Source organism: Butyrivibrio sp., from assembly GCF_024699075.1.
This window is the reverse complement of record NZ_JAILQF010000372.1, coordinates 1-13,116: the sequence shown is the minus strand read 5'-3', so window position 1 is coordinate 13,116 and position 13,116 is coordinate 1. Positions and strand designations below refer to the sequence as shown.

Here is a 13,116-nt window from a genome sequence, read left to right as displayed (position 1 = left end):
AGAACCGAACATTTCCATCTTCTCTTTAACTGTAGCCTTGATAGCTTCGAAGCCAGGAGCAAGAAGTTTTCTAGGATCGAATCCCTTACCTTCAAGATCCTTACCAGCCTCTACATACTTTCTTGTAGCTTCAGCGAAAGCAAGCTGGCACTCTGTGTTAACGTTAACCTTTGAAACACCAAGAGTGATAGCTTTCTTAACCATATCTGCAGGGATTCCTGTACCACCGTGAAGTACGAGTGGAAGCTCGCCTGTGAGCTGCTGGATAGAATCAAGTGTATCGAATGAAAGGCCTTCCCAGTTTTCAGGATATTTGCCGTGGATGTTACCGATACCAGCTGCAAGGAAGTCAACACCAAGATCAGCGATCTGTTTGCATTCCTTAGGATCAGCGCACTCACCCTTACCGATTACGCCATCTTCTTCTCCGCCGATAGCACCAACTTCAGCCTCGATTGAAAGGCCTCTGTCGTGAGCTGCCTTAACGAGTTCCTTGGTCTTCTCAATGTTCTCAGCGATCGGATAGTGTGAACCATCGAACATGATTGATGAGAAACCTGCTTCGATGCACTTGTAGCATCCTTCGTATGTACCATGATCAAGGTGAAGAGCTACAGGAACGTCGATATCGAGATCCTTTAAGAGTCCGTTAACCATGTTAACAACAACATGATAACCACCCATGTACTTACCAGCACCTTCAGATACACCAAGAATTACAGGGCTTCTGAGTTCTTTTGCTGTAAGCAGAATAGCCTTAGTCCACTCAAGGTTGTTGATGTTGAAGTGACCTACTGCGTAATGTCCGGCCTTAGCTTTTTTAAGCATGTCAGCTGCATTTACTAACATAATGAAATCCTCCTTCTAAAATAACAGGTTCAAAATTGATTGTGAAAATAATATCACAGTGAAATTATAGCATACCATTAAATAAATGGAAATGTTTTTTGGTAATTGCTAATGGCTTATATATAGATTAATAATATACCAAAAAGCGTTAAAAAACACAAAAATATGTCGTTCGTCCCAAAAAATTGTCATTTCGTCGGAAAAGTGTTTACTTTTATAAACTTTAATATATAATCTAATTACTGTTTGAGGGAGATCGCAAACACGAAAATGGTCAAAGATTTTTTGACTGTCACTAATAATTTTTTTTAGCCATTCGTTGGGAGGAAAATTCAATGTTAAAAAACAAGCTTATCAAATTCGTAACAGCACTTGGTGCAGCAGCAATGATCGTAACAGGCGCAGGATCAGTTACAACTCTTACTTCATACGCAGCAGAGTTCGATCCTACATATTATGCAACAACTTATCCTGATGTTGCAGCAGCTTGCGGAACAGATGCTCAGGCACTTCTCAATCACTATCTTACATACGGACAGAAGGAAGGCCGTAAGCCTTCAGCAACTGCAGCAGCAGGTGAGGCAGTAACTTCTGTAAAGACTACAACAACAACTACAACTACTACAACAGCTACAACAACTTATCATGATTATGCAGCCGGACAGCTCAGCACACTTCGTGCAGCTTCAGGTCTTGGCGCTGTAGCACATGACAAGAATCTTGATTCTATTGCAACTAACATTATGAATACATACATGTCAGGTGGAAATGTTGACGCTCTTTCAAATACAATGACTACACTTTTCTATCAGTATGGTCTTAGCTATACAACAGGTGGATTTGCATGTTGCACTCTTCCTGCAGCATATGCTTCAGGAATTCCTTACGAAACACTTGCTCCAGCAGTAATGAATGCTTATTACAAAAATGCTTTGGATGTACTTGGAGATAGCAGCGTATCAGCTTTTGGTTGCCATATCGCAACAGATGCAGCTGGTAACGTATACTTCGTATTCGTAGTAGCAGGCTGATATTACTTCCTCTAATCTCAGATTTGGGAAATGATATTTTGCTCATATAATCCCTTATTTGCCCCGTCGCTCATGCGGCGGGGTTTTTGTTTGGGCTATGCTGATCTGTCAGCTCATAGTCGCATATTTAGGACTAATGTGATACAATTAAAAATTGCAAAATGACAAATAATGGCACATCAGATATATAGTAGGAGAAGATTTAAATGGAAACAGTTTACAAGACTAAAGGCACATGCTCAACGCAGATAAAGCTTGATATGGACGGTGATATCATAAAGTCTGTTTCATTCACAGGCGGATGCAATGGTAACCTTCAGGGTGTATCAAGACTTGTAGAGGGAATGAAAGCTCAGGATGCTATTTCAAAACTTGAAGGTATAAAGTGTGGTTTCAAGCAGACTTCCTGCCCTGATCAGCTTGCCAAAGCTCTTAGACAAGCAGTAAATGCTTGAGCGCTGTCGGAATTATCCGGTAGTTATTGATGCTGAATATTCTTTTGGCATCTGCATCATATAATAAATTAGAGGTGTTGATTTTGGCTAAGAAAATAGTACTTACAGGTGGTGGAACAGCGGGTCATGTTACCCCCAATTTAGCTCTTTTACCATATCTTAAAGAAAAGGGATATGAGGTTATCTATATTGGATCATATGATGGCATCGAGAAAAAGCTTATTGCTGACTATGGTATCAAGTATTATGGGGTTTCTACAGGTAAATTCCGCAGATATTTTGATGCCAAAAATTTCTCAGATCCTTTCAGGGTTATCAAAGGATTTTCAGAGGCCAGAAAGATCATTAAGAAGGAGAAGCCGGATGTCCTTTTTTCCAAGGGCGGATTTGTAAGCGTACCTGTAGTTAATGCTGCAGCAAAGCTTGGCGTTCCGTGTATACTTCATGAATCAGACCTTACTCCGGGTCTTGCCAACAAGCTCTGTGTACATTCCGCAAGGAAGATATGCTGTAACTTCCCGGAGACAATGGAGTATCTTCCTAAGGATAAGACTGTTCTTACCGGTACACCTATCCGTGATGAGCTTATGACAGGTAAGGCTCTTGAAGGTAAGAAGCTTTGCGGATTTACAGATTCAAAGCCTGTTCTTATGGTGATTGGCGGAAGCCTTGGTGCGCAGTCTGTTAATGAAGTGGTACGTGAAGCGCTTCCCAAGATACTTCCTTATTTTAATGTGATACATATCTGCGGCAAGGACAAGATGGACAATATGCGTCTGGATATTCCAGGCTATAAGCAGTTTGAATATGTCAAAGCTGAACTTAAAGATCTTTTTGCTCTTGCGGACATCGTAGTATCAAGAGCCGGCGCCAACTCTATTTGTGAGCTTCTTGCTCTTCATAAGCCCAATCTTCTGATTCCGCTTTCAAGCAAGAACTCAAGAGGAGATCAGGTGTTAAATGCAAAGTCATTTGAGCAGCAGGGCTTTTCAGAGGTTATCTTAAGTGAGGACCTTGATGAAGATATACTTGTCGAGAAGATTCATGAGATATATGAGAACAGAGACCAGTATATGGCTAGAATGACAGGTTCAGGTCAGAGGAATGCAACTAATACGATCATGTCTCTTATCGAGGAAGCTGCAGGTAAGTAAGTCATAAAACATCATAAATAATATAGCAGGAGGGCTATATGGGGGCATATTTATTCGCGCATTTTAAAGAAAAGACAACACCTGACGGAGAGCAGGTATACTTCGGATTATCCAAAGACGGCTATACGTGGGAGAGCGTTAACGGCGGCGAACCTGTTCTTTGGTCCAAAATGGGAGATGAAGGTGTAAGGGATTTTTGCATAGCAAGAACCAGGGACAACAAGTTCGTGATCCTTGCAACTGACCTCTCTCTTGCCAATCACTTTAATGGCAAGTATGAAGGCAGCTGGGATGTAGTCAACCAGAAGGGAAGCCCTTATCTGTCACTTTGGAAGTCAGATGACCTAATTAACTGGTCAGAACAAAAGCTTGTAAGAGTTGTTGATGATACATTTGGATGTGCGTGGGCTCCTGATATCATCTTCGATGAAGACAAGGACCAGTACATGGTTCACTGGTCTTCTGTCAAAAAGGGTGATAAGGACCGCAGAATGGCTATTTACTGTGCCTGGACATCTGATTTTGAGACTTATTCAAAACCTCAGCTTTTTGCAAGAAGAGAGGGAACTCAGATAATCGATTCCAACATTGTATATGATAAGGGCTGGTATTACCGCTTTATCAAATGGAATACAGGAGAAGGCCATATCTATCTTGAGAGATCAAAGAGTCTTGAAATAAAGAATGAGAGCGGACTTGCAGAAGATAATGGCTGGGAGAACATGCCTGCTTTTGACAAGGAGATGTTAAAACTTGAAAAAGGTCAGTACGAAGCTCCTACATGCTTTAAGATGGCTGATGGCAAGTGGTGCGTAATGCTCGACTTCTATGGAACTCCTATTAAGGAGGAGCAGGGCTATGTACCTTTTGTTGCTGATGATATTGCAACAGGCTGCTTTGTAAGAAGTGATCAAAAGTTTTCTTTCCCTTATGGATTTAAGCACGGAACAGTAATGCCTATAACTGATGAGGAGTACGAGCGTATTAAGAATCATTATTCCAGATAAAGAGTGGTTAATCCTTTATAATTAGATAGCCAGAAAACCCATTACCTTTAGGTGATGGGTTTTCTGGCTGCCTTTATTATTAGTATTTTACTTTTGATCCGTACCTGATCATTATAGTACGAACTATTAAGCTTTTGATTTGTACCTGATCATTATAATTCGTACCTGATCATTATAATACGAACTATTAAGCTTTAAATCTGTATCCAACGCCCCAGATTGTTTCTATATACTGAGGATTAGAGGTATCAAGTTCTACCTTTTCACGGATCTTCTTGATATGAACTGTTACGGTCGCGATATCACCTACAGAGTCCATATTCCAGATCTTTCTGAAGAGTTCTTCCTTGGTATATACGTGATTGGGATTTTCTGCAAGGAAGGTAAGAAGATCGAATTCCTTGGTTGTAAAGCTCTTCTCTTCGCCGTCAATGTATACTCTTCTTGCAGTCTTGTCTATCTTAAGACCTCTTATCTCTATGACATCATTCTTGGTAGTGCCTGATCCTACAAGGCGGTCGTATCTTGAAAGGTGGGCCTTAACACGTGCTACAAGCTCTGAAGGGGAGAAGGGCTTTGTGATATAGTCATCTGCTCCTAGACCAAGACCTCTTATCTTGTCTATATCATCCTTCTTGGCTGATACCATAAGGATTGGCATATCCTTCTTTTCACGAATATGCTTGCAGACCTCAAATCCGTCCATGCCCGGGAGCATGAGATCGAGAATTACAAGGTCATAATCTTCAGAAAGGGCTTTCTGAAGGCCTACATCTCCTCTGTTTGCTATTTCAACTTCAAAGTCGGAAAGTTCCAGATAATCCTTTTCAAGATCAGCGATTGCTTCTTCATCTTCAACTATCAGTATTTTGCTCATCATATCCTCCTGTTGCTGGTTCTGAGTATTTACGAAGTACGAAATGCATTGTCGTACCTTCACCTTCATGACTGGTCGCCCAAATGTAACCGCCATGATCCTCTATTATCTTTTTGACTATAGAAAGACCGATACCGCTTCCCTGGTGTTTGGAATTGCGAGATGAATCGGTTCTGTAGAAACGTTCGAATATATTGGCAAGGTCCTTCTGGGCTATGCCTCGGCCGTTATCTTCAACTTCGATCCTTATGGAATCAACTTCATCAAGGATCCTTATATCAATCTGGCCATTGCCATCTGTTCTGTCCATATATTTGACAGAGTTGGAAACTATATTGTTGATGACACGCTTTAGCTGTTCAGGATCTGCTATTACTATTGTATCAGGTGTTGTCAGATTAGAATAGTTGAGCTTGATGCCTCTGCCTTCCATATCCATTCCAACTTCCTCTACGCAGTCTCCAAAATAGTCTGCGACATTGAGTTTCCTGAAGTTATAAGGAATCCTGTTATTATCAATTGATGAATACAGTGTCAGCTCATTGATAAGATTATTCATATCAATAGCTTTATTATATATTGTTTTGAGATACTTTTGCTGCTTTTCAGGAGTTGTTGCAACGCCTTCCATAAGACCTTCTGCATAGCCTCTAATAGTGGTAATAGGTGTCTTGAGATCGTGGGAGATGTTACGGATAAGCTCCTTGTTTTGCTGCTCGTGTTCTATCTTCTCCTGGGCGGATTCCTTGAGGCGAAGTCTCATGTCTTCGTAGTTGCGGTACATTTCCCCAAATTCGCCCTTTTCGGTTGAGTCGTTGAGTCTGTAATCGAAGTTGCCGTCCTTGATCTTCTGCATTGCTATATTGAGCTCGCCAACCGGCTTAAATATGCCATTTCTTGTCCATGCAGTAAGGATTATAGAAGTAAGTAGTAATATAAAGCACATGGAGAAGAACAAATATTTGAAAAATCTTGGAGCTATCAAGGTCTGAGAAGTAAATACAAGGAACAAAGATCCTGTTGTTCCATCAGATAAAGTGAAGTCATACTGCCTTATCAGTTTCTTCTCATCATTGTACAAAAATCCGCTAAGATGATCAGTTTCGCTTCCGTATTCAGGTAATATTAAGGTTAGATCGTTATCATCATTAGTAGAACCATTATAACTGATAGTATCACTACCTTGTCTCACGATCACATATCCGCCTTCAATAAGAAGCTGTTCGTTGATCTTATCGAGGTAGGATTTGTCTAAAATAATATCAGGATTATTCGTAGTATCAGCATTTAGCTGCTCGAAGATGTTGTCAGCTATCTTGGTATACCTGGTATTATCTGAGATAAGATTTCTTGTATTACCTTCGTTCATTAAACCGCCAATGACAAGAAAAGCCATGGTGGTAAGAAACAAAGGCAGCAGTACCATAGTTATTGCACTTATTGTAAGCTTTGTTTTTAAACGCATATTAAAGCTATCCTTTCATATAATATAAGTATAACATTTTAATTATATTGTGGTAACTTATCACTCTGAACAATCCGTGAAATGATAATAAAATACTTATAAAAAGATTTTTATTGATTTGGAAGTAGGAAAAAATGTTTTTGCAGGGTCATAAAACCCTTTATTTTCGGGCTTTTGGGAGACTCAAAAAACAAATGTAACAATTTTGAAATATTTACTAGACAAACTATTTCAAATGTTGTAATATAGTTGTCGTAGGCAAGAGGAAACGACAAGAAACGTTGAAAATACTCAATTTGCTAAAGTATATTAAATAATATCAAGAAAGATACTTTTTTAATAAAAATGTAATAGTATATTATTAGTATACATTAAACCAACAGGGTATACATTCGGATTTTACCCGATCCGAATTTTACCATATATCATCCCTATGTAATCTGTGACAAGGCAGCAAGTTAAGGCATCATGGAAGAAGACACGACTTCTTATGCATCGCATACTTTGGTCTTCTAACGACATCTTTAGGATATGACAACTACTGGTTATGTTACAGTTACAACACCAATCACTTAACCCCTAACGAAGAGCGGCATCGATGTTACCCCATCGGTGCCGTTCGCTATTGTCTGTAATAATTCAGTTTGAGATTCTGTGGCAGAAATTTTGTATAAGTGTAGCTGTGCCTTCAGGATCCTTAAGAGGATTTTGAAGTGACAGAGTTTCCACAACATTATTGCCTTTTAGTGCATCTTCAAGCTTTAGGAGCATTTTATCAGCATTGCCACTTGCAGAAGATGCTATAAGATAGATTCGTCTTCCCTGGATCTTGTTGTCACGAAGGAATGCACCTATAGAAGGAGTATAAGTGCCGGCCCATACAGGTGAAGCTATGATAAGCTGGTCGTAATCACTTAAGTTGTGATCGAGCGCTTTAAGATTGGGAAGCTTATTAAAAAGAGCACTGTGACCGCCAGCAAGGAACTTGCCAAGTCCTTTTCTGGGCGGCTCTGAATCAGGTATAAGACGCTCAAGATCAAGGTCAAGGTATTCTTTGGCCTTTTCTGCTATATATTCAACATTCCCCTCAAATGAATAATAAACCATCAAAGTTTTATTGCTGTTTTCACCCATAATAACCTCGATCTTAGCGGCGATGCCGCCACTATAGATTTAATCGTCCCCTACGGTGTTTATATTAGAAATATAGAATTTAAATAAAGCGTAAAACTATAATATACGAAAACAATAATATATACAACTCATGTTTGTGTAACAATATTTAACCATTTATAAATATTTACTTTAAACTTAGAACAGGAAAAAATATATCTAAAAGATTTACCTTTATATAATTGATATCTTTTCCTGAGCTTAAGTATATAGCTTTTAATATCCTCCGTAGAAGGGGGATCTCATGTGCTTTTCGTAGCATTCGTTGCAGATATTATATGGTGAGTTCCACTTGATCTGCCTGCCGCAGCTTCTGCATTTTCTCTTTATGAGTTCCTGCTTGGATAATACCTCCATGATCTTGACTGCAATATAAGATCTTGCTTCGCTTACTTCATCATATTCTTCCGGCATTCCAAAGCGGTTTAGATAGTAGCACAGAAGATCACATACCTGATAATTCTCCTCAAGAAAAGAGAGGTCTTCGGCATTGTAGGTTGTCTTTGATATTTCAGGGATAAAGCGCCTGTAATCAAATATTTCATTGGCAATCTCGCAGTCGGCCATTTCTTCCCATATACTAAAAAGATTAATATTATCCTCATCAAAGGGCATGGTGATGAACTTGTAGATGAGCTCTTTATCATCAGTCTTCTGCTCGAGGAAGCGGCACAATTTGATCTCAACAGACAGATCTGTCTGGTTGAAGGCATCATTACTTTGCTGTATGCTTCCCCATCTTGTGAAGATATCGGAAAGGCTGCCTTCAAGCCCCAGCAAAGACTCGGGGAATGGAAGCGCTACCTTTTCTATTGGTTCAGGCGCAGTTTTAAAAGCGTTCCTGATAAGATTTTTACGGAACTCTGCATTAATATAACCTATATCATAAAGGCCCCGTCTTCCGGCTCTTCCACCTATCTGAAGTATCTCTTCCGTGCGAAGCGGGCGCTTGGTCATTCCGTCAAACTTTTCGGACTCAAGAAATACTACTCTTCTGATGGGCAGATTCATACCCATTCCGATGGCATCTGTAGCAACGACTACGCTTGTCTCTCCATCTGTGAACTTGCGCACTTCTTCCTTACGAACGTCGTAAGGGAGGGCACCGTAGATGATGCTGCAGGAGATGCCTATTCCCTGAAGCTCAGCTGCACATGCAAGTACATTTCTTTTGGAAAAAACTATAAGAGCATCCTTACTCTGTACATCATCAGGGAAGGAGAAATGTCCTTTCTCCACAACAAGCTGTGTAGATCTTTCGTGGGTTATGACTTCATAGGTATCGCCACAGTCTTCTATGAGTTTTATTGCTATGTCTTTGGCTTCAACTGCGCCGCATAGGTGGACTTCGTCTGCGCATACGCCAAGGATAGCGGCTGTCCACATGCGGCCGCGCTGCCTGTCAGCTATCATCTGTATCTCGTCGATGACGGCCACGTTATAATGCTTTGTGCTATCAAGCATCTCTATGGTAGAAGCCTGGTGACTTTTAACTTCAGGAGCTATATCTTCTTCGCCTGTCTTCATACGGCATGGAATGCCGTCAGCTGTAAGCTTTTCGTATACTTCGTGTGCAAGAAGGCGAAGTGGTCCAAGATATATTCCGGCAGCAGCTCTTTCAAGAGCCTTTATGGAATCGTAGGTTTTACCTGAGTTTGTAGGGCCTATATGAAGGATGAAGTGTCTTTTCATCCTTCTTGCAGACGGGTAAAGGTCAGGATAGTAATCGGGTATTTCTTTTAGTATATTAGCTGTAAGAAGCTGGGCAGCAGACTCTTCCTGTCTCATATTCTGCTCAAAGTCATGATAGCGCGGATTTAATAGAAGAAGGCTCCTTATATCACTTATAGTATAGGATGCGCTTATCATGTTAAAACAAGGATCCATGACTCTGTTGTAGACGCGGGCTTTGATGAGCTTTCTGATGCGGCGTGACTGCTTTGGCGTCTGGCAGGAATCCAGATATTTCCTGACAGCTTCTGAGGATTCTATGACCTTGTCTTCCATCAGCTGATAGAGGGTATAGCGTAGCTGCCTGTTTAAAAGTATTATCATACTCTTTTTCTCGAGCTGTTCGAGAAATACGGAGTAGTTATCGCTCGATACAGGTGTTTCTGACTTAAAATAGGTAATTTTGCTTGTCTTAAAATAGTTTTCAAGCTCTGCTTTTAAGTCTTTTAAGAGATCTTCATCCTGCAGGATTATTTCAGCAGGGTCCATTTTCTCTACATAGGATACGGCTTTTCCAAAGAGTTCTTTTTCTACGAGCTGGTCAGGAGTGCCTGTCTTCTTCTTTTTCTTGTGGCGTCTTTTTTTATTAGAAACAGGAGAGCTATTGGAAGCAGGAGAGCTATTGGAAGTTGAAGGCGATGTACTTTCAAGAGATTCACTGTCATTTGCTTTAGCTTGTTTTTCTATGCTGTCATTTTTTTCATTATCGGAGGCCTGTACCAGGACCTTATCAAGAGTTTTATTGTCGGAGCTGCTTCGTATTTTTTTCATAAAAAAAACCTCATACGGGTATAAATTCAGTTTAGAAAGGCTTTGATAGTGCCATATATGCAGTATGCAAAGAAGAACATAAAGCCAAGATTTATAAAGGCTGTTTTAAACCGGCTGCCCTTGGGAAGCTCCATTGGTGCTGGGTGAAGGCGGAATTTCTTTGTGCTGATAAATATGATCCATAAGATTATTCCTGCTATGAACATACCAAGTTCAATAAATATATATATAAAGTATATTGAAATGCTGATAAGTTCACTGTTAGTCAGGACATCCTGCAGATTGGCAGCGTTTTCCGATATCTTGTTAAGAAGATCTTCGTTTATAAATTCAGCCATTTTAAGAGGTATCACTGATCCCCAGAAATTAAAGGCTATATGAAGGATGATGCTGTATCTTATGCGGCCTGTACGGGTATAGATGTAGCCAAGCAGAAGTCCAAGCGCAGATGCATAGAAGAGCTGATACACATTGGTATGGAAGAGGCCAAAGCATAGTGCAGAGAATATTATTGAAAGCGCTTCGCCAAATTGTCTTGTTCTGTCGATTATCAGCTTTCTGAAAATGGTCTCTTCAACAATTGGTCCAAGTATGACAACTGTGAGTATCTGCCAGATATTAACATCAGATACTATATCATTTAGGGGGTTGGTTGCTGAGCCGTCTGAAAGTACAGCTGCAAGTACAATGCTTAAATAGTTAAGGATGAGAGTAACAGGGACCATCATCACGAAGTAAGATATAAGACTGCCAAAAGAAAGCTTCTCATCTCTTGGAGGAGCTTTTGGTACAAGCTTAAATGAAAGTATGCAAAGGGGGAAGGCTATGCAATACATTGGTATCAGAATAAGTATGTAATTAAGCCAGCTTGCATCGATTATCTGTGGATAATGATTTGCAATAGCAGCAAGTATATATATAAACAGAGTCTGAATGGCAATTGCAATGATTCCGAAGGCAAAAAGGCAAAAAGATACTGCAGAGAAGTTGTAGCGTCCTCTGCTTATTCTCACTTCATCCGGAATATATGGTGTTTCTAAATTGTAATCGTTCATGAAAACCTCATAATCATATTAAAGTTGTTTACTTCACTACATTTTAGCATTAATGCGCTTATGCTGCGATGGCGTAAGGCCGTATACAGAAGATATCATGGCATCAAGCTCTTCATACAAAGGGCTTACTTCTATGTCATTTGGGGACCCTTTATCTATATCTTTATATATAGAAGGGGCCTTTTGGATGATTCTGTCTGCAAGTGATACGATCCTGTCCTGCTCATTTTTGGTTACAAGAGGGATAGGGATCTGCTCAAGATGAGATCTAAGGACTTTGACCGAGTTAAAGCTCTTCTTATAGTAGAACCTTGCGCAGGATGAGTTTAGAATGGCCATTATATATTTGATGCTAAGCCCTGGTATTCTTGGGATAAGTATATTGCAGCTGTTAAGCGATAAGAGCCCTTCATTGTCATATGCAAATATAAGGTCATTACTTATAAAGCGGTAAAAGAGCTTTTCATCTGCCCTGTATATGCTTTTTGGAGCAACCTGCTGGAAGCTTTCGGGCTTATATACGATATATCTGCCTGGTTTTGAAATATAATATCTTGATATATCGCTTCCTTTAAGGATTATCTCGGCTTGCCTTGAAGGAGTCTCTTTAATATACCTGTCATTATCACCTGTGACTATACCAAGAGCAAAGGTGGCATTATCTTTTAGATAAGTACAGCGCTTTAAAGATGACATGGCTTCAAGTATGGCATATTCCTCATCATCAGTATAAAAGCTTAGTTTGTCGCTGTTTACTTTTCTGTTTGTACCTATTACCAAAGGCATTTTCGGTGTATCTTTATCTGGGGACATTGTAAGATTATCAACTATCAATCCCTTAGTCTCGAGCATCCTGCCTGTCTTTAGAAGCTGTAGTATGACACAAGGGCAGGCAACTTTATGAAACACATTACCAAGATATGCAAGATATGTAATATTGCAATTTGATATGATGATCTCCCTTAAAGCATTGTGAAGCTTTACCGTAAGTGAAGCTTCCGGAAGCACAAAGGAAAGACGGCCATTTTCTTTAAGACAGGATATGGCCTTTTCTGTAAATATGTCATAGGATTCGGTGCCTTTGCCCTTTGCTGTCTTATAGAGGCTTTTGTAGAGCTTTTTATCTTCCATGCTAAAATCAAATCCCCACGGAGGATTGCCTATTATGATGTCAGGTTCCATATCTTTTGGGGCAAAAATATCTGAAAGCTCTGATTTAAGGAAATTAGCACATCTAACATTCTTTTTGAATTCGTTTGCGTATTCGGGGCCGTATTTGAGCGCAAGATTGATCCTTGCAAGGCATACGCAGACAGGGTCTATGTCGCAGCCATATATGTTACAAGGACTTATGAGATCAGGCATCTGTATAAGGAAATTGCCGCTTCCGCAGCATGGATCAAGGACTTGGATGCTGCAAGGATCTTTTTTATCTGTAATAGACTTTGATGAAGAGTTAGTATATTTTAAATTCTCTACGGATTTAATGACTATATCTGTAGGCGTGTAGTAGGATCCGGCATTCTTCCTGCTTCCAAGGTCTCTTAG

General features: G+C 40.0%; 11 protein-coding genes. 4 read left to right on the top strand and 7 right to left on the bottom strand.

Going from position 1 to position 13,116, the window contains the following annotated elements; all coding sequences use genetic code 11:
• Positions 1 to 849, bottom strand: an 849-nt coding sequence (fba, locus tag K6G87_RS15010; protein ID WP_296839013.1) for a class II fructose-1,6-bisphosphate aldolase, incomplete at its 3' end; no start/stop codon positions are given.
• Between the two features lie 335 nt (positions 850 to 1,184).
• Between fba and K6G87_RS15005 the strand changes: the two genes are divergently transcribed.
• The 4 genes from K6G87_RS15005 to K6G87_RS14990 all read left to right on the top strand — a co-directional run bounded on the left by K6G87_RS15005 (position 1,185) and on the right by K6G87_RS14990 (position 4,496).
• Complete coding sequence (locus tag K6G87_RS15005) at positions 1,185 to 1,880, top strand: hypothetical protein (RefSeq protein ID WP_296839011.1); 696 nt, start codon at positions 1,185 to 1,187, stop codon at positions 1,878 to 1,880.
• A gap of 206 nt (positions 1,881 to 2,086) precedes the next feature.
• Positions 2,087 to 2,335 carry a TIGR03905 family TSCPD domain-containing protein gene (locus K6G87_RS15000; protein WP_296839008.1) on the top strand — a complete coding sequence of 83 codons (249 nt, stop codon included), beginning with the start codon at positions 2,087 to 2,089 and terminating at the stop codon, positions 2,333 to 2,335.
• Between the two features lie 83 nt (positions 2,336 to 2,418).
• A complete protein-coding gene (locus K6G87_RS14995; RefSeq protein WP_442863374.1) occupies positions 2,419 to 3,489 on the top strand; it encodes an undecaprenyldiphospho-muramoylpentapeptide beta-N-acetylglucosaminyltransferase in 1,071 nt (356 codons plus the stop codon).
• Between the two features lie 38 nt (positions 3,490 to 3,527).
• Positions 3,528 to 4,496 (top strand): glycoside hydrolase family 43 protein, encoded by a 969-nt coding sequence (locus K6G87_RS14990; protein ID WP_296839003.1) that lies wholly within the window; start codon positions 3,528 to 3,530, stop codon positions 4,494 to 4,496.
• Positions 4,497 to 4,683: 187 nt separating this feature from the next.
• Here the strand turns inward: K6G87_RS14990 and K6G87_RS14985 are convergent, their stop codons facing one another.
• From K6G87_RS14985 to K6G87_RS14960, 6 genes are all read right to left on the bottom strand, one after another.
• Positions 4,684 to 5,373, bottom strand: coding sequence for a response regulator transcription factor (locus K6G87_RS14985; RefSeq protein WP_296839000.1), 690 nt, complete (start codon positions 5,371 to 5,373; stop codon positions 4,684 to 4,686).
• The gene (locus K6G87_RS14980) at positions 5,351 to 6,838 is read right to left on the bottom strand and encodes a sensor histidine kinase (protein WP_296838997.1); all 1,488 of its coding nucleotides are present in this window, start codon (positions 6,836 to 6,838) and stop codon (positions 5,351 to 5,353) included. The genes K6G87_RS14985 and K6G87_RS14980 overlap by 23 nt, the downstream gene beginning before the upstream one ends.
• Positions 6,839 to 7,477: 639 nt before the next feature.
• Positions 7,478 to 7,972: a flavodoxin family protein gene (locus tag K6G87_RS14975; protein WP_296838994.1), complete on the bottom strand. Its 495-nt coding sequence runs from the start codon at positions 7,970 to 7,972 to the stop codon at positions 7,478 to 7,480.
• A gap of 255 nt (positions 7,973 to 8,227) precedes the next feature.
• Positions 8,228 to 10,513: a helicase-related protein gene (locus K6G87_RS14970; RefSeq protein WP_296838991.1), complete on the bottom strand. Its 2,286-nt coding sequence runs from the start codon at positions 10,511 to 10,513 to the stop codon at positions 8,228 to 8,230.
• 26 nt (positions 10,514 to 10,539) lie between these two features.
• Entirely contained in the window at positions 10,540 to 11,568 is a 1,029-nt protein-coding gene (locus tag K6G87_RS14965) for a CPBP family intramembrane glutamic endopeptidase (RefSeq protein WP_296838989.1), read from the bottom strand.
• A gap of 36 nt (positions 11,569 to 11,604) precedes the next feature.
• Positions 11,605 to 13,116 (bottom strand): TaqI-like C-terminal specificity domain-containing protein (locus tag K6G87_RS14960; RefSeq protein WP_296838986.1); only part of this gene is annotated, 1,512 nt, incomplete at its 5' end.

Bases quoted from the DNA above. Each gene is read 5' to 3' on its own strand.
- K6G87_RS14975 (WP_296838994.1), bottom strand. From the start codon at position 7,972: ATGGGTGAAAACAGCAATAAAACTTTGATGGTTTATTATTCATTTGAG.
- K6G87_RS15000 (WP_296839008.1), top strand. From the start codon at position 2,087: ATGGAAACAGTTTACAAGACTAAAGGCACATGCTCAACGCAGATAAAG.
- K6G87_RS15005 (WP_296839011.1), top strand. From the start codon at position 1,185: ATGTTAAAAAACAAGCTTATCAAATTCGTAACAGCACTTGGTGCAGCA.
- K6G87_RS14980 (WP_296838997.1), bottom strand. From the start codon at position 6,838: ATGCGTTTAAAAACAAAGCTTACAATAAGTGCAATAACTATGGTACTG.
- K6G87_RS14970 (WP_296838991.1), bottom strand. From the start codon at position 10,513: ATGAAAAAAATACGAAGCAGCTCCGACAATAAAACTCTTGATAAGGTC.
- K6G87_RS14985 (WP_296839000.1), bottom strand. From the start codon at position 5,373: ATGAGCAAAATACTGATAGTTGAAGATGAAGAAGCAATCGCTGATCTT.
- K6G87_RS14990 (WP_296839003.1), top strand. From the start codon at position 3,528: ATGGGGGCATATTTATTCGCGCATTTTAAAGAAAAGACAACACCTGAC.
- K6G87_RS14965 (WP_296838989.1), bottom strand. From the start codon at position 11,568: ATGAACGATTACAATTTAGAAACACCATATATTCCGGATGAAGTGAGA.